The 15,911-nt window shown below is 67.2% G+C and carries 14 protein-coding genes; 11 read left to right on the top strand and 3 right to left on the bottom strand.

Features of this window, described 5'->3' with window-relative positions; all coding sequences use genetic code 11:
• Window positions 1-98 precede the first annotated feature (98 nt).
• From dapD to map, 3 genes are read right to left on the bottom strand one after another with little or no spacing between them, the layout of a single operon-like run.
• Window positions 99-1,160 (bottom strand): 2,3,4,5-tetrahydropyridine-2,6-dicarboxylate N-succinyltransferase, encoded by a 1,062-nt coding sequence (gene dapD, locus AC5P60_RS01830; protein ID WP_005408756.1) that lies wholly within the window; start codon window positions 1,158-1,160, stop codon window positions 99-101.
• Window positions 1,160-3,769 (bottom strand): [protein-PII] uridylyltransferase, encoded by a 2,610-nt coding sequence (locus AC5P60_RS01835; RefSeq protein WP_447177726.1) that lies wholly within the window; start codon window positions 3,767-3,769, stop codon window positions 1,160-1,162. The genes dapD and AC5P60_RS01835 overlap by 1 nt, the downstream gene beginning before the upstream one ends.
• 20 nt (window positions 3,770-3,789) lie before the next feature.
• Entirely contained in the window at window positions 3,790-4,632 is an 843-nt protein-coding gene (gene map / locus AC5P60_RS01840; RefSeq protein WP_005408754.1) for a type I methionyl aminopeptidase, read from the bottom strand.
• A gap of 173 nt (window positions 4,633-4,805) precedes the next feature.
• On the opposite strand from map, the gene AC5P60_RS01845 reads away from it, so the two are divergent.
• The 11 genes from AC5P60_RS01845 (at window position 4,806) to frr (ending at window position 15,911) form a co-directional block, all read left to right on the top strand.
• Complete coding sequence (locus AC5P60_RS01845; RefSeq protein WP_005412747.1) at window positions 4,806-5,336, top strand: Csu type fimbrial protein; 531 nt, start codon at window positions 4,806-4,808, stop codon at window positions 5,334-5,336.
• Entirely contained in the window at window positions 5,336-6,085 is a 750-nt protein-coding gene (locus AC5P60_RS01850; protein ID WP_005412746.1) for a fimbrial biogenesis chaperone, read from the top strand. Before AC5P60_RS01845 ends, AC5P60_RS01850 begins: the two co-directional genes overlap by 1 nt.
• A gap of 7 nt (window positions 6,086-6,092) precedes the next feature.
• On the top strand, window positions 6,093-8,471 hold the full coding sequence (locus AC5P60_RS01855; protein ID WP_483692894.1) for a fimbria/pilus outer membrane usher protein: 2,379 nt from the start codon (window positions 6,093-6,095) through the stop codon (window positions 8,469-8,471).
• Complete coding sequence (locus AC5P60_RS01860) at window positions 8,468-9,502, top strand: Csu type fimbrial protein (RefSeq protein WP_483692895.1); 1,035 nt, start codon at window positions 8,468-8,470, stop codon at window positions 9,500-9,502. The genes AC5P60_RS01855 and AC5P60_RS01860 overlap by 4 nt, the downstream gene beginning before the upstream one ends.
• A gap of 171 nt (window positions 9,503-9,673) precedes the next feature.
• Window positions 9,674-9,919 (top strand): hypothetical protein, encoded by a 246-nt coding sequence (locus AC5P60_RS01865; protein ID WP_164133220.1) that lies wholly within the window; start codon window positions 9,674-9,676, stop codon window positions 9,917-9,919.
• Entirely contained in the window at window positions 9,919-10,617 is a 699-nt protein-coding gene (locus AC5P60_RS01870; RefSeq protein WP_495201667.1) for a fimbrial biogenesis chaperone, read from the top strand. Before AC5P60_RS01865 ends, AC5P60_RS01870 begins: the two co-directional genes overlap by 1 nt.
• 220 nt (window positions 10,618-10,837) lie before the next feature.
• Window positions 10,838-11,644, top strand: a complete 807-nt coding sequence (gene rpsB, locus AC5P60_RS01875; protein WP_005408748.1) for a 30S ribosomal protein S2 — start codon at window positions 10,838-10,840, stop codon at window positions 11,642-11,644.
• Between the two features lie 125 nt (window positions 11,645-11,769).
• Window positions 11,770-12,645 carry a translation elongation factor Ts gene (tsf, locus tag AC5P60_RS01880; protein WP_005408747.1) on the top strand — a complete coding sequence of 292 codons (876 nt, stop codon included), beginning with the start codon at window positions 11,770-11,772 and terminating at the stop codon, window positions 12,643-12,645.
• A gap of 226 nt (window positions 12,646-12,871) precedes the next feature.
• Window positions 12,872-14,410 (top strand): GGDEF domain-containing protein, encoded by a 1,539-nt coding sequence (locus AC5P60_RS01885; protein ID WP_005412741.1) that lies wholly within the window; start codon window positions 12,872-12,874, stop codon window positions 14,408-14,410.
• 121 nt (window positions 14,411-14,531) lie between these two features.
• A complete protein-coding gene (pyrH, locus tag AC5P60_RS01890; protein WP_005408745.1) occupies window positions 14,532-15,260 on the top strand; it encodes a UMP kinase in 729 nt (242 codons plus the stop codon).
• A 96-nt stretch (window positions 15,261-15,356) separates the two neighbouring features.
• Window positions 15,357-15,911: a ribosome recycling factor gene (gene frr / locus AC5P60_RS01895; protein WP_005408744.1), complete on the top strand. Its 555-nt coding sequence runs from the start codon at window positions 15,357-15,359 to the stop codon at window positions 15,909-15,911.

Here is a 15,911-nt window from a genome sequence, read left to right on the forward strand (position 1 = left end):
CATGGCGTGCAGCAGGCGCGGCAGCATCCGCCCCAACAGGGTGTCGGACGGATGCCGGTAGATCGCGGACTGCGCCAGCTCCTCCGGCGCAGCCACCTTCAGTCGGCCAGGCCGCGCAGCAGGTCGTTGACGCTGGTCTTGCTGCGGGTCCTGGCATCAACCTGCTTGACGATCACCGCGCAGTACAGCGAATGCGTACCGTCCTTGCTCGGCAGCGAGCCGGACACCACCACGCTGTACGGCGGGATGTAGCCGTAGGTGATCTCGCCGGTGGCACGGTTGTAGATGCGGGTGCTCTGGCTGAGGAACACGCCCATGCCGATCACGCTGTGGTGACCGACCACCACGCCTTCCACCACTTCTGAACGCGCACCGATGAAGCAGTGGTCTTCAATGATGGTCGGGCTGGCCTGCAGGGGTTCCAGCACGCCGCCAATGCCGGCACCGCCGGACAGGTGGCAGTGCTGGCCGATCTGCGCGCACGAACCCACGGTGGCCCAGGTATCGACCATGGTGCCTTCACCGACATAGGCACCGATGTTGGTGAAGCTCGGCATCAGCACCACGTCCTTGCCGAAGTACGTACCGCGGCGGGCAATGGCGCCCGGCACCACGCGCACGCCACCACGGCGGAACTTCGCTTCGTCATAACCGGCAAAACGCGATTCGACCTTGTCCCAGAACGGCGCCGGACGTGCGTCGACCACGGCCATGTCGTTGACGCGGAAGTACAACAGCACGGCCTTCTTCAGCCACTCGTTGACCTTCCAGCCACCGTGGCCGTCCGGTTCGGCAACGCGGAATTCGCCGCTTTCCAGGCCGTCGATCACACGGTTGACCAGCGGCCTGGTCGAGCCTTCCAGTTCGTGAAGGGTCAGCGTGGCGCGGCGTTCGAAGGCACTTTCGATGCCGAACTTCAGTTCTTCCACGCCCGGCGCGGCCGGCTTGCGCAGCGACTTGCGGGCGATGGTTTCGGCGCGTGCGGCTTCTGCGCTCTTGGCCGGGGCCTTCTTCGGTGCTGCCACCTTCTTCGCCGGCGCCTTCACCACCGCGGCTTTCTTCGGCGCGGCAGCCTTCTTCGCGGCCGGCACGGCGGCAGTTTTCTTGGCCGCTGCGCTCTTGGCGGTGGCAGCAGTCTTCTTAACAGGCTTGGTGGCCATCAGGCGGGGTCTCCGGCGTTTCGATCAGGGTCCAGGCAGGCCAGCATCGCGTCATGCAGCTGCTGTCGGGCAGGTTCAGTCAGGGGGAGGTCGTGTTCGTCACTGATCACGAAGGTGTCTTCGGCGCGTTCGCCGAACGTGGCAATGCGTGCATCATGCACGCGCAGGCCCTGGTTGCGCAGCACGAACGCCACGTCGGCCAGCAGGCCGGGGCGGTCGGGGGCGACCAGGGCAAAACGGGTTGCGCCCGGTTCATCGCGGAACTCGATGCGCGGCGCGAAGCGGAAATGGCGCAGCTGGCGTGGCACCACCCGACGCGACGGGCGCAGGCGCGAAAGGTCACCACTGAGTGCCTCGCGCAGCGCGGCCTCCAGGTTGGCGCTGCTGCCATCGGCGAAGCTGTCGGCCGGGTTCACTTCGAAGGTATCGAAAATGGTGTCGGCCGGGCCATCCAGCACGCGCGCGCGATGGATCCCGTAGCCCTTGCGGTCCAGGGTCATCACGATGGCGGCGAACAGGCCGTCGCGGTCCGGCGAATGCACGAACACTTCCAGTGCCGGGTCGTCGACACTGATGCGGCGCACCTTCACCAGCGTCTGGCCCTGTTTCACCGGTACCAGCGCCGCGGCCTGCCAGGCCAGCTGCTCGGGGCGCAGGCGAATGAAGCCCTCATCCGGCATCACGGCGAACTGGCGGTCGATGGTGGCGTCGTCGTAACCCTGCTCGCGCACCAGTGCGCGCACGCTGTCACGCGCCTCGGCCACGCGCTCGGCGGCCGGTACCGGATGCTCCAACCCCTCGCGCAGCGCACGCCGGGTGGCAAAGTACAGGTCGGCCAGCAGGCGATCCTTCCAGGCATTCCACAGTTTCGGACTGGTGCCGGCGATATCAGCGCAGGTCAGCAGGTACAGATAGTCGAGGCGGTCGCGGCTGCCCACCAGGGTGGCGAAGCGATGGATCACCACCGGGTCGGCGATGTCCTGCTTCTGCGCGGTCACCGACATGCGCAGGTGCTGTTCGACCAGCCACGCTACCAGTTCGGTATCGGACGTGCTCAGCGCATGCGCCTGGCAGAACGCGCGCGCATCGACCGCGCCCAGTTCGGAATGGTCGCCGCCGCGGCCCTTGGCAATGTCATGGAACAGGCCGGCCAGCAGCAGCAGCTCCGGCTTGCGCAGGCGCGGCCAGACTTCATGGGCGATCGAGAAGCGTTCGTCGGCACGGCTGCTGGCGAACAGGCCGATGTTGCGCAGGACCATCAGCGTGTGCTGGTCGACGGTATAGACATGGAACAGGTCGAACTGCATGCGCCCGCTGACCTGGGCGAACGCGGGAATCCACTGGCCGAGCACGCCCAGCCGCGCCATGCGCGAAAGCGTATCGACCGGGCGTTGGCCACGCAGCAGGGTCATGAACTGCTCGCGCGCGTCGGTGTCGGCCTGGTCGTAGGCCGGCAGCAGCGGCAGCGCTTCGGCCAGCGCGCGCGCCGTCAGCGAATGCAGGCCGCGTACCTGCGGATTGTTGGCCCAGCTGGAGAACAGCGCAAACACCTGGCCGATATCGCCACGCGGCCAGTCGGCCTCGTTGGCGGCCAGGTAGCCGCGGCGCAGGGAGAAGCCCACGGTCAGCGGCTCCGGCTGCGCTTCGCCATCGAACTGTTCCTCGAAGCGCTGCAGCAGGCGGTCGCTGATCCGGCGCACCACCAGCGCGGCGCGGTAGAAGCCCTGCATCATCTTCTCGACACCGAGGTTCTCGGCGTCGTCTTCGAAGCCCAGGCGCGCGGCCAGGGTCTTCTGGTAATCGAAACGCAGGCGCTCTTCCGGGCGACGTGCTACCAGGTGCAGGCCGAAGCGCAACCGCGCCAGCACCGCACGTTCGCGCTTGAGCGCCGCGGCTTCGTCGGCACCCAGATGGCCGAGCCCGACCAGGGCTTCCAGGTCGCGCACGCCAAAGGCACGCAGAGCCATCCAGCCCAGCGTGTTGAGATCGCGCAGGCCACCGGGACCATCCTTCAGGTCCGGCTCCAGGTTGTCGGCGGTATCGCCGAAACGCTGGTGCCGGTTGCGCAGTTCTTCCAGCTTGGCCAGGAAGAACGCGCGTGCCGGCCACAGTTCGCGGTCGTCGATGGCCTCGCGCAGCGCGCGGCGCGCCGCATCATCAGCCAGGATCGGGCGCGCCTCGATCAGCGCGGTCAGCACGGTCTGGTCCGTCGCCGCCTCGCGGCACTGGGATGCAGAACGCACCGCATGGCTGACCGCCAGACCGCAATCCCACAGCAGCGCAAACAGGCGCGCCAGTGCCGCTTCGTGCGCCAGCTGTGCCGGCGGGCCGCCAAACACCAGCAGGTCGATGTCCGAGCGCGGGAACAGCTCACCGCGCCCATAGCCGCCCACCGCGAACAGCGACAGGCCACTATCGACTGGCAGGCAGCGCTGCCACGCCAGGCGGATCAGATGGTCGGCGGCACGCGCGCGCAGCGCCAGCAGGCGCTCGATGTTGTCGCCCTGGTCGAAGCGGCGGTACAGGCGCGCGTCGGCCTGCTGCAGCGCCTGGCGCGCGGCAGCAGCCCAGTCCGGGTCGTTGAGCGACGCGGCCGGCGTGTCCAGCAGCGAACTCGCCGGCAGCATCCTCAGGAGACCTGCGACTCGCCCGGCGACAGAGTCAGCACGTCGACGCCGGTCTCGGTGACCGCGATCATGTGCTCCCACTGCGCCGACAGCTTGCGGTCCTTGGTCACCACGGTCCAGCCATCCGGCAGCACCTTGTTGTAACGGGTGCCCTCGTTGATCATCGGTTCGATGGTGAAGGTCATGCCCGGCTGCAGCACCAGGCCCTGGCCCGGGCGGCCGTAATGCACCACCTGCGGCTCGTCGTGGTAGACCTTGCCGATGCCGTGGCCGCAGTACTCGCGCACCACGCTGAAACGCTCGCCTTCGGCATAGCTCTGGATGGCATGGCCGATGTCGCCCAGGGTTGCGCCCGGACGCACCGCACGGATGCCGCGCCACATCGCTTCGTAGGTGGTTTCCACCAGGCGGCGGGCCATCACCGACGGCGTGCCGACGAAGTACATGCGGCTGGTGTCGCCGTGCCAGCCGTCCTTGATGACGGTGACGTCGATATTGATGATGTCGCCATCCTTCAGCACCTTCCCTTCGCTGGGAATACCGTGGCAGATGACGTTGTTGACCGAGGTGCACACGGTCTTCGGGAAGCCGCGGTAGCCGACGTTGGCCGGAATCGCGCCCTGCACGTTCACGATGTGGTCGTGGCAGATGCGGTCCAGCTCCTCGGTGGTGACACCGGGCTTGACGTGGGGGGTGACGATGTCGAGCACTTCGCTGGCCAGGCGGCCGGCGATGCGCATCATCTCGATTTCCTGCGGGGTTTTCAGATTCACGCTCATGGCGCCCATTATCGCCGATCCCGCTGCAATCTGAACGAACGCCACCCAACTGGCGATCCGGGGCATGCACGGTTCCGGCAAGGAAAGTGAAAGCGTGACGATCTCCACCCTTTCGCACGCCTGTTTATCACGGATTACAGACACTTACCCGCAGAAGCTGGCGACGACCGTTGTCAAAGCGGCCCCGAACCTCCCGCCTTCGCCTTGTTCAACAGACCTTCGGGTCAGGGAGGTTGTCCATGCGATCCACGTTCCGCTCACCGCTCGCCTGGGTCCTGACCGGACTGTTGCTGGCCGGCCCCGCACTGGCCGCCGACACCACGACCTTCAACGTGACCCTGGTGGTCACCAAGGCCTGCACCATCACGGCGGCGGCGGCCACCAACGTTGACTTCGGCACGGCGGCCTCGACCACGGCGACCCCCACCCTGGGCCAGGGCACGGTGACCGCCCAATGCTCGGCCCTGACCCCGTACACGATTTCGCTGAACGCGGGCGCCAATGCCAGCACCGCCAACGACGTCACCACCCGCCGGATGAAGAACACCAACGCCGCGGTGACCGCCAACAACTTCGTTGGCTACCAGCTCTACCAGGACGCCGCTCATACCCTGGTCTGGGGTGCGACCTCGGGCACCAACACCCAGGCCGGCATCGGCACTGGCCTGGCCGTGCCCTACATCGTCTACGGCCAGATCCTGAACCTGAGCACCAACAACCCGGCCACCGGCAACTACCTGGATACGGTCACCGCCACGATCACCTATTGATGGAGCACGCCCGCATGGCCGGACCCCGCCCGTGGCGCGCCACCGGCGTGGCGCTGCTCGCCCTCTCCCTGCTGGCCGCAGCCCCTGCCGGTGCCACCAGCCTCCAGGTCGCCCCCACCAGCCTGCAGCTTGAGGCCCGCCAGCGCGCCGGCGAACTGTGGCTGACCAACAGTGGCACCTCGCCGGTCAGGCTGCAGGTGCGGGTCTTCCGCTGGGTACAGCAGGATGGCCAGGAACAACTGCTGCCCACCGAGGAACTGCTGGCCACCCCTCCGATGCAGGAACTGGGCGCTGGCCAGCAGCAGCTGGTGCGGGTCATGCGCCCGAACCACGAACCGCCTGCGGCACAGCAGTACTACCGGCTGATCGTCGACGAGGTGCCTGATCTGGCGACCCGCGCCAACGGCATGCAGTTCGTGCTGCGCTATTCGATACCGGTGTTCGTGCAACCCTCGGGCGGCAAGCTGGCGCCGCGCCTGCAGGCCAGCCTGGTCCGGTTGCAGGACGGACGCAACGGCGTGGAGGTGGCCAACACCGGCAACAGCTATGCACAGATCGCCGACCTGGCGCTGGGCAGCGTCCAGCGCCCGCGCATCGTGCACCCCGGCCTGCTGGGCTATGTACTGCCCGGGCAGGTGATGCGCTGGCCGATCGAGCGCACGGCCATCGACCGCGACAACGACCAGATCACGGCCAAGCTCAATGGCGAGTCGGAACAGACGCCGCTGTCGCCGCCACCGGCTCGCTGAGGCGTTGATGGGCGCGCTGTTTGCTGCCCTGGCTCCTGCGGCGACCGAAGCCGCCGATGTGTCCGGCGTGGCTGCCGCCGGGGCTGCGGACGTCTCCGGGGTGTCGGCCGACGCGATCCTGCCCGCCCCCACGCCCCTGACCGCCAGCCAGACCCTGTACCTGGACGTCTCGCTCAACAGCACGCCCCGCGGCCTGCTGCCATTCACTGAAACCCGTGGCCGGCTGCAGGCCAGTCCGGAAGTGCTGCGCCAGCTCGGCTTCAGCGCCCGCGGCGATGCGCCGGTCTATCTGGACCAGATCAGCGGGGCCGTTGTGCGCTACGACGCGCATATGCAGACCCTGGCCCTGGACGTGCCGCTGGACCAGCTGACCCTGCCGACCACCGTGCTCAGCCAGCCGCAGACCCGGGCACCGGCCAGCACCGCCTCGCCCGGCCTGCTGCTGAACTACGACGTGTATGGCAGCCGGGTCGACATGCTCGGCAACCTCAGCCTCAGCTCGGAGCTGCGCCTGTTCGGGATCGGCAACGGCACCGTCGAGAACACAGCGATCAGCCGGCGCTACCAGCAGCCCGGCGACCGTCGCTGGCGCGGTGAGAGCGTGCGCCTGGATACGCGCTGGAGCCTGGATTTCCCCGGCAAGGCGATGACGCTGGAGGTCGGCGATTTCTACAGCGGCTTCGTCGACTGGACCCGTCCGGTGCGCCTGGGCGGCCTGCAGATCGGCCGCAACTACGGCCTGCAGCCGTATCGCGTACTCACCCCCACGCCCAGCTTCCTCGGCCAGGCGGTGGTGCCGTCCACGGTCGAGCTGTACGTCGATGGCCTGCGCCAGTACAGCGGGCAGGTGCCGGTCGGTCCGTTCCAGCTGGCCGCGCAACCCGGCATCAGCGGCACCGGCAGCGCACAGGTGGTGGTGACCGATGCATTCGGGCGCATGCAGACGCTGGATTTCAGTTTCTATGGCACCCAGCAGCTGCTGGCCAAGGGCCTGTCGGACTGGTCGGCCGGCGTTGGCCGCCTGCGTGAGGATTTCGGCCAGCGTTCCTTCGCCTACGATGATCGCACCGTGGCCAGTGCCAGCTGGCGAGGCGGTATCAGCGACACATTTACCGGCGAAGCACATGCCGAAGGCGGCGGCGGCCTGGCCCAGGCCGGCATCGGCGGCTGGTGGCTGCTCGGCGGCGCGGGCGTGTTCAACGCCGCCTATGCGCACAGTGACTATCACGGCCTGCAGGGCGGGCAATGGGCACTGGGCTACAGCTGGAACAACCGCCGACTCAACTTCAATCTGCGCAGCGTGCGCAGCCATGGCAATTACCGCGACCTGGGCGCACTGCAGGGCAACCTGCCGCCGAGCATCAGTGAACAGGCCACGGTCGGCGCCGATCTGCTGCGGCTGGGCACGCTCAGCGCCAGCTACCTGCGCCTGCGCTATCCCGACGGAGACGACAACCGCTACGCCAGTCTGTTCTGGTCACGGACCTGGAGCCAGCGGTGGTCGGCCTACCTGTCGGTGAACCAGAACCTGGACAAGAGCGATGACCGCAGCATCTACCTGTCGGTCACCGCCAGCCTGGGCAACAACCGCCAGGCCAGCCTCTCCAGCCAGCGCAACGGCGACAGCCAGAGCTGGGTAGCGGACGTGACCCAGCCGGTGCCCGGCGACGGCAGCGCCGGCGGCGTCGGTTGGCGCGCGCAGGTGCGCCATGGCGAGGACGGCAATGGCGGCCTGGCCGAAGTCGGCATCCTCAATGACGTCGGTCGCTACTCATTCGGCGCCTCGCGCCAGGGCGGCCTGAACTATGCCTACGCCAGCGCCAGTGGCAGCCTGGTGTGGATGGGCGGGCATGCCTTCGCCACCCGCGAAGTCTCCGACGCGTTCGCAGTCATCAGCACCAACGGCGTGGGCGGCGTGCCGGTGCGGCTGGAAAACCGGCTGATCGGCGTGACCGATGATCGCGGCCTGCTGCTGGTCAGCCCACTGCTGTCCTGGCAGCGCAACCGCGTCTCCATCGACACCCTGGACCTGCCCGAGGACATGCGCGTCGATCGCATCGAAGACTGGGTGACACCCCGCCAACGCGCCGGTACCCGCGTGACCTTCGCGCTGCGTTCGCGGCCGTCGTTGAACCTGACCCTGCACGGCATGGACGGGCAACCGCTGGAGGTCGGCAGCGAGGTGCAGCTGCCGGACGGGCGACAGGCGCTGGTGGGCTATGACGGGCTGCTGTACCTGGAAGACGTGTCCGCCGGCAGCGTGCTGTACACCACCACCAGCCGCGGGCAATGCAGGGTGAAGGTACCGGACGTGCCCAAGGTGGTGGCTTCCGGCGCGCGGCCGAAGCCGGCACCGCTGGCGTGCATCCCGGAGGTAGCGCCATGAGGACGTTGCTGCTCGGCCTGCTGCTGGTCGCCGGCCTGCTGGCGGCGGCACCGGCCCGCGCCGTCGCGGTGTGCGCCGCCGTCGCCGACCCGACGCTGCCGTTTGGCAACGTCAACAGCAATGCGCCCGGTGCAACCACCGGTACGCTCAACATCACCGTGACCTGCACCACTGCCGCGCTGAGCGTGCTGGCCACTACCGGCGTGCGGGTCTGCGTGGGCATCGGCGCCGGCAGCGGCGGCGGCAGCAGCTCCAGCTGGCGGACGATGAAGACCAGCACCAGCGACAGCATGAACTTCCAGCTCTACAACACCTCCAACTTCAGCCAGGTGACCGGGTTGACCCCGCGCGGCTCGCCGCCGGCGCAGGAGCTGACCTTGACCTACAACGTGCCCCTGACCGGCGGCAGCGGCACGCAGACCACGCAGCTGTCCGCACAGATCCCCGCCAATCAGATCCTGGCGTCAGGCGCCTACAGCAGCACCTTCAACGGCGCCAACGTGGTGCTGACCTGGGCCTGGAACGAGGTCCTGCTCGGCAATGCCACGGTGCCCGCCAACTGCAACGGCGGCGCCACCGGCACCAACAGCATCAGCAACGCCTTCAGCTTCACCGCCACCGCCAACGTGTTGCCGCAGTGCGGCAGCTACGTCACCACCAACATGGACTTCGGCAACGTCACCGGCGGCATTCCCGCCAACATCGACCGGACCGCCACCCTGACCCTGACCTGCCTGAAGAACACGGCCTACCAGGTCAGCCTCAACAACGGCCAGAACAATCCCACCGCCACCAGCACGCGGCGCATGGCCACTACCATCGGCGGCAGCACCTACTACCTCACCTACGAGCTGTACCGCGATGCCGCGCGCAGCCTGCGCTGGGGCAATACCCTCAACGTCGATACCGTTGGCGGCACCGGAAGTGGCAGCGCGCAGCAAATCACGATCCATGGCCGGGTGCCGCCGGTCACCGGCCAGCCCCCGGCCGGCATCTACAACGATGTGGTGCAGGTGACCATCACCTATTGACCTGCATGCCGACCAACGGTCGACACCCACCGGGGTTTCGGCAGATCCACGTCATGCGTGAATGCGCGCATCATTCCTGTGCCAGGAGCAGTCGACTGACAGTCGACGCTACAGATTCGGCCGATCCAGCCGATACCGCGCAGCGAGATCTTTCAGCACGGTGGTTGCCAGGTGGCTCGCGCATTTCTGATCGGGGCGATACTGTTCGCCAGCACATCGGCGTGGGCCGAACCCGGCACCAGCAACCTGCAGATCCGCCTGACCGTGGTCGAAGCCTGCCGCGATGACCCCGGCAGCACCCACTGCCCCGCACCCCACCAGCGCAGCGACACACCGCAACTTCCGCCCCAGGTCCGCGAGCTCGCGCCTCCCGCCGACGACGAAGACACGACGTCCGCCGTGACCGTCATCTACTGATGCGGGTACTTCTGACCCTGCTGGCGATGCTGCTGGCGTTGCCTGCCGCGGCATTGGACCTGTTGCCGACCACACTGCAGCTGCCCGCCGAAGGGGGCCAGGGCGAACTTTGGCTCTTCAACCCCGGTCCCGGCCGCTGGCAGGGCCGGGTACAGATCCTTGCGTGGGACCAGCAGACCGACGCGGACATGCTGCGTCCCACCGACCAGGTGCTCGCCAGCCCAACCCTGCTCGACATCCCGCCCGGCGTCCGACAGCGCATCTGGCTGCTGCCACGCCAGCCGGCATCCGCTGTCGGCGAACAGGCCTATCGGGTCGTCCTCGCCCCCACTGCGCCAGGGCTGCAGCGCTATTCGCTGCCGTTGTTCCGCGGGCACGCCACACCAATGGCCCAATCGCGGCTGCATGCAGGGATCGAACCCGGCCAGTCACATACCTTCCTGCGACTGAGCAACACCGGTACCCTGCACGCACGCCTGAACGATCTCGCCTACATCCCCAGCGGCGGTCAGCGCACCCTGCTGCTGCCCGGTCTGGCCGGGTATCTGCTGGCCGGCCATGAGCGCCGCTGGGCCCTGCCCGCCCGCGCTGATGGCTACGCCGGCGGTCATTTCCAGGCCCGGCTGCAGGATGGCCGGGTGGTCGATCTGGTCGCTCCAGGCCCGGCAATTGCAGCCGGCGCACCAAGCGGGCTATAATCGACCGGATCCCTGCCGCCTGCGTGCGCGGGAACCCGTCCACACCGGACGTCACCGGTGAATCCACACCTGCTGCCCCCATCCGTGCCGGGGTGCTCCGCAAGGAGTTCGGCCACGGAGGCAACAGGGAAGCCCAACCCCGGAACCGATCGCGCTTCCACGCGTCCCGCATACCTATCCCCGCGGGCGGAATCGCTGGTTCCATATCAGGAGTATTGCAATGCCCCAGGTCACCATGCGTCAGATGCTGGAAGCCGGCGTCCACTTCGGCCACCAGACCCGCTACTGGAACCCCAAGATGGCTCCGTACATCTTCGGCGCCCGCGGCAAGATCCACATCATCAACCTGGAAAAGACCGTCCCGCTGTTCAACGATGCGATGAACTTCATCTCGTCGGTTGCCCAGAAGCGCGGCACCGTCCTGTTCCTGGGCACCAAGCGCAGCGCCCGCGAAACCATCAAGGAAGAAGCCGAGCGTTGCGGCATGCCGTTCATGAACCAGCGCTGGCTGGGCGGCACCCTGACCAACTTCCGTACCGTCAAGCAGTCGGTTGCCCGCCTGAAGGAACTGGAAGCCGGTGAAACCGACGGCACCTTCGAGAAGCTGGTCAAGCACGAAGTGCTGGGCCTGCGTCGCGAGCGCGACAAGCTGGAAGCCTCGCTGGGCGGCATCAAGGACATGAACCGCCTGCCGGACGCCATCTTCGTGATCGACATCGGCCACGAAGACATCGCGATCAAGGAAGCCAAGAAGCTGGGCATCCCGGTCATCGCCGTGGTCGACACCAACTACAACCCGGAACTGGTGGACTACGCCATCCCGGGCAACGACGACGCCATCCGCGCTGTGCAGCTGTACGCCCGCGCCGCTGCCGACGCCGTGCTGGAAGGCAAGGCTGCTGCTCCGCATGCTGCTTCGGTGCGCGAGGAAGAGTTCGCTGAAGCCGCTGCTGAAGGCGAAGAGAAGCCGGCCCGCCGCGCTCCGGCCAAGAAGGCTGCCAAGAAGGGCGACGACGCCCAGGCCTGATCCAGGCCCGGGGTGGACGCCCGGCGTCCACCCTCCCTGCGCGCAGCCTTTGGCGCGTGACAGGACCGTGTCACACGGGCCGGCCACCATGCCGGCCCAACCCCTTTCTTTCGTGAGGTAATCCCGTGGAAATCACTGCTTCCCTGGTCAAGGAACTGCGCGAGCGCACCGGCGCCGGCATGATGGAATGCAAGAAGGCGCTCACCGAAGCCAACGGCGACATCGACGCTGCTGCTGAAGCCATGCGCAAGTCCGGCGCTGCCAAGGCCGACAAGAAGGCTGACCGCGTGGCCGCCGAAGGCCGCCTGGGCCTGGCCCAGGATGGCGGCAAGGCCGTGCTGGTCGAAGTCAACTCGGAAACCGACTTCGTCGCCAACGATGACAACTTCAAGTCCTTCGTCAATGCCGTTGCCGCTGCCGCCCTGGCATCGGGCGCCACCGACGTTGAAGCCGTGAAGGCTGCCAAGCTGGCCGATGGCCGCACCGTTGAAGAAGCCCGCGCCACCGCCGTGCAGACCCTGGGTGAGAACATCCAGATCCGTCGCATGGTGAATGTCGACACCACCGGCAACATCGGTGCGTATGTCCACACCAACGGCAAGGTCGGCGTGCTGGTCGATCTGATCGGCGGCGACGTCGAGCTGGCCCGTGGCCTGGCCATGCACGTGGCTGCGCTGAAGCCGCCGCACAACAAGGCTGCGGACGTTCCGGCCGACTTCGTCGAGAAGGAAAAGGAAATCGAGCTGGCCAAGATGTCCGAAAAGGACAAGGCCAAGCCGGCCGACATCCTGGAAAAGATCATCAGCGGCAAGATCAACAAGATCGTCAGCGACGTGACCCTGTACGGCCAGACCTACGTGCTGGGCGACACCACCGTCGAGCAGGTGGTCAAGGCCGCTGGCGCCGATGTTGCTGGCTTCAAGCTGCTGATCGTCGGCGAAGGCATCGAGAAGGTGGTGGAAGACTACGCCGCCGAAGTTGCCAAGGCGATGCAGGTCTGATTCCAGCCTTCCGGCCGTGAAGCAACCAGAAGGAGCCGCGGGAAACCGCGGCTCCTTTTTTTTATGCCGGCGGCCCTGTGGGGTGCGCACAGCGGCACCTTTGCGTTGCGCGCGAATCAAGCCGATACTCGGCACAGGGAATCAACAGTCATTTAGCAGGAACGAAAATCGCGGACTGTGATGCATTCCTAGGTATTCTTGTCCCAATGGAATTGAACGACCCGACATGCCTCCCGAGCTGACAGCTGCCCTGGCGCTCTGCCGCAACCTGCCCTCGCCACCCGGTATTGCCCTGCGCATCATCGAACTGGCACAGGACCCGGAAGCGGATATCGCCACCGCCGCCGACATCATCGCCATCGACATGGCGCTGAGCGCTCGCATGCTGCGCATCGCCAATTCGCCGCTGTACGCCAGCCGCCGTCGGATCGAGAACCTCGGCCAGGCACTGACCATGCTCGGCCTGAATGCCACGATCAGCCTGGCCCTCGGCTTCACCGTCACCCAGGGGCTGACCGGCGGCACCGGCGCCGACCACGACCTGCGCCAACGCGCCTGGAAGCGCAGCATCCTCAGCGCGCTGGCTGCCAGCCAGCTGGGCCAGGCCCGCGGCCTGCGCCGGCTGGAAGAACTGATGCTGGCCGGCCTGCTGCAGGACCTGGGCGTACTGTGCCTGGCCCAGGCCGAATCGGAGCGCTACCTGCCGCTGCTGCGCGAAGCACGCGACAACATCGACCTGGTCGCGCGCGAGCGCGACGAACTGGGCTGCAGCCACGCCGAGGTCGGCGCCTGGGTGGCCGAGCAGTGGGGCCTGCCGCGCTACCTGGTGGAGAGCATCAGCCACAGCGAAGACCTGGACGCCGCGGAATCGCCGTTCCAGGCCTGCGTGCAGCTGTCCGGTGCCGTGGCCGACATCTGGCTGGACGATGACGCCGATGCCGCCCGCGAGCGCGCCCTGCAGCAGGTGCATGACCGCCTTGAACTGGACAGCGCCCGTTTCGACCAGGTCCTGACCCGCATCAGCGAGGCCCTGCCGGACATCGCCAGCCTGTTCGAGGCCGGCCTGAATTCCCCCTCGCGGGTGCGCGAGCTGATCGACCACGCGCAGGAGCTGGCCACCCTGCGCAACCTGCGCGAACTGCAGGATGCCGACCAGGCCCGTCGCCGCGCCGACGAATTCGAAGCCCGGGCCAAGCGCCTGGCCGACCAGGCCCATCGAGATGCCCTCACCGGCGTACTCAACCGGCGCCAGCTGGAAGCCGTGCTGGAGCAGGAATTCCTGCGCGCCGGTCGCCAGGGCTGGCCGCTGTCGGTGGCCTTCATCGACCTGGACGACTTCAAGAAGATCAACGACGCCCATGGCCACCTGACCGGCGACGAGGTGCTGCGCGCCTTTGCCGGCAAACTGCAGGGCCAGCTGCGCCACAGCGACACCGTGGCCCGCTTCGGCGGCGAGGAGTTCGTCGCGCTGCTGCCCAACACCAGCGAAACGGTAGCACTGGACGTGATCCGCCGGGTGCTGGCCAACATCGTTGCCACGCCGATGGCCGAACTGGAAGGCGGCCCGCTGTTCGTCACCTTCTCCGCCGGCGTGGCCACCCAGGGCGGCTACGAACGCTTCGCCGACGTGCAGGACCTGCTGCGCGCCGCCGACGACGTGCTGTACCGCTCCAAGAACCTCGGCCGCAACCGGGTGATCGCGCGCTCCCCCGGCGCCCTCGGCCACGACGAGCTGTCAGCGACCGCGGGCGCCGAGCTGGGCTGAACCGGAAGCCCCGGATGACCGGGGCGAACGCCAGGATTTTACGCCGCAGTGCACAAAACACTATGGCCCGACGCCGCATGCGCGTAGAATCGCCCGCGATTTCCACGCACCCGAGGTCCCCATGTCCAAGCTCGCCTATCGCCGCATCCTTCTGAAACTGTCCGGGGAGGCGCTGATGGGAGATGAGGACTACGGCATCGACCCGAAGATCATCAACCGCCTGGCCCGTGAGGTCATCGAAGCCCAGCAGGCCGGTGCCGAAGTAGCCCTGGTGATCGGCGGCGGCAACATCTTCCGCGGCGCTGGCCTGGCCGCAGGCGGCATGGACCGGGTCACCGGCGACCAGATGGGCATGCTGGCCACGGTCATCAACGCCCTGGCCATGCAGGACGCCCTGGAGAAGCTGGGCGCCAAGGCGCGCGTGATGAGCGCGATCAAGATCAACGACGTGTGCGAGGACTACATCCGCCGCCGCGCCATCCGCCACCTGGAAAAGGGCCGCCTGGTGATCTTCGCCGCCGGCGTCGGCAGCCCGTTCTTCACCACCGACTCCGGCGCCGCCCTGCGCGCGATCGAGATCGGTGCCGACCTGCTGCTGAAGGCCACCAAGGTCGATGGCGTGTACGACAAGGACCCGAACAAGCACAGCGATGCGGTCCGCTTCGACAGCCTGAGCTATGACGAAGTGATCCGCCGCGGCCTGGAAGTGATGGATACCGCCGCCTTCGCACTGGCCCGCGACAGCGACCTGCCGATGCGCGTGTTCGACATGGGCCAGCCGGGCGAGCTGCTGAAGATCCTCAACGGCGAGAACATCGGCACTCTGGTCCAGGGCCGCGATCCGGCCTGAGCCTGAGCGCGCGGCGACAACCGGGCCGATTCAGGCCCGGCAGCGTCCCGTATTCGCCTATAATCGCCCGATTCCAGATACATCCAGGACCGGGCGATGCTCAACGACATCAAGAACAACGCGCAGACGCGCATGGCCAAGAGCATCGACGCTCTGAAGCACACCCTCACCTCCATCCGGACCGGGCGTGCCACGCCGGCCCTGCTGGACCGCGTGACGGTCAATGCCTACGGCAACGCCAGCACCCCGCTGAACCAGGTTGCCTCGATCTCCAACGCCGATGCGCACTCGCTGCTGGTCACCCCGTTCGACAAGGGCATGATCAAGGAGATCGAGAAGGGTCTCTATAACGCCGAGTTCACCCCGAACACGCTGGGCACCGCGATCCGCATCAACATGCCGCCGCCGACCGAAGAGCGCCGCAAGGAGCTGGTCAAGCAGGTGCAGAAGGAAGGCGAAGGCGCCAAGATCGCGATCCGCAACATCCGTCAGGACGCGAACAAGGAAATCGCCAAGCTGGTCAAGGACAAGGCGATCAGCGAGGACGAGAAGAAGCGCGGTGAGGACGACATCCAGAAGTTGACCGACACCAACATCAAGGACGTCGACAAGGTCGTTGCCGACAAGGAAAAAGAACTGCTGTCGGTCTGA

This window comes from Stenotrophomonas sp. YJH_SMC_120 (assembly GCF_059368675.1).

What these genes read in the sequence shown, in the direction of transcription:
- dapD (WP_005408756.1), bottom strand. Translation starts at nt 1,160, where the DNA reads ATGGCCACCAAGCCTGTTAAGAAGACTGCTGCCACCGCCAAGAGCGCA.
- map (WP_005408754.1), bottom strand. Translation starts at nt 4,632, where the DNA reads ATGCCCCGGATCGCCAGTTGGGTGGCGTTCGTTCAGATTGCAGCGGGA.
- AC5P60_RS01845 (WP_005412747.1), top strand. Translation starts at nt 4,806, where the DNA reads ATGCGATCCACGTTCCGCTCACCGCTCGCCTGGGTCCTGACCGGACTG.
- AC5P60_RS01850 (WP_005412746.1), top strand. Translation starts at nt 5,336, where the DNA reads ATGGAGCACGCCCGCATGGCCGGACCCCGCCCGTGGCGCGCCACCGGC.
- AC5P60_RS01855 (WP_483692894.1), top strand. Translation starts at nt 6,093, where the DNA reads ATGGGCGCGCTGTTTGCTGCCCTGGCTCCTGCGGCGACCGAAGCCGCC.
- AC5P60_RS01860 (WP_483692895.1), top strand. Translation starts at nt 8,468, where the DNA reads ATGAGGACGTTGCTGCTCGGCCTGCTGCTGGTCGCCGGCCTGCTGGCG.
- AC5P60_RS01870 (WP_495201667.1), top strand. Translation starts at nt 9,919, where the DNA reads ATGCGGGTACTTCTGACCCTGCTGGCGATGCTGCTGGCGTTGCCTGCC.
- rpsB (WP_005408748.1), top strand. Translation starts at nt 10,838, where the DNA reads ATGCCCCAGGTCACCATGCGTCAGATGCTGGAAGCCGGCGTCCACTTC.
- AC5P60_RS01885 (WP_005412741.1), top strand. Translation starts at nt 12,872, where the DNA reads ATGCCTCCCGAGCTGACAGCTGCCCTGGCGCTCTGCCGCAACCTGCCC.
- pyrH (WP_005408745.1), top strand. Translation starts at nt 14,532, where the DNA reads ATGTCCAAGCTCGCCTATCGCCGCATCCTTCTGAAACTGTCCGGGGAG.
- frr (WP_005408744.1), top strand. Translation starts at nt 15,357, where the DNA reads ATGCTCAACGACATCAAGAACAACGCGCAGACGCGCATGGCCAAGAGC.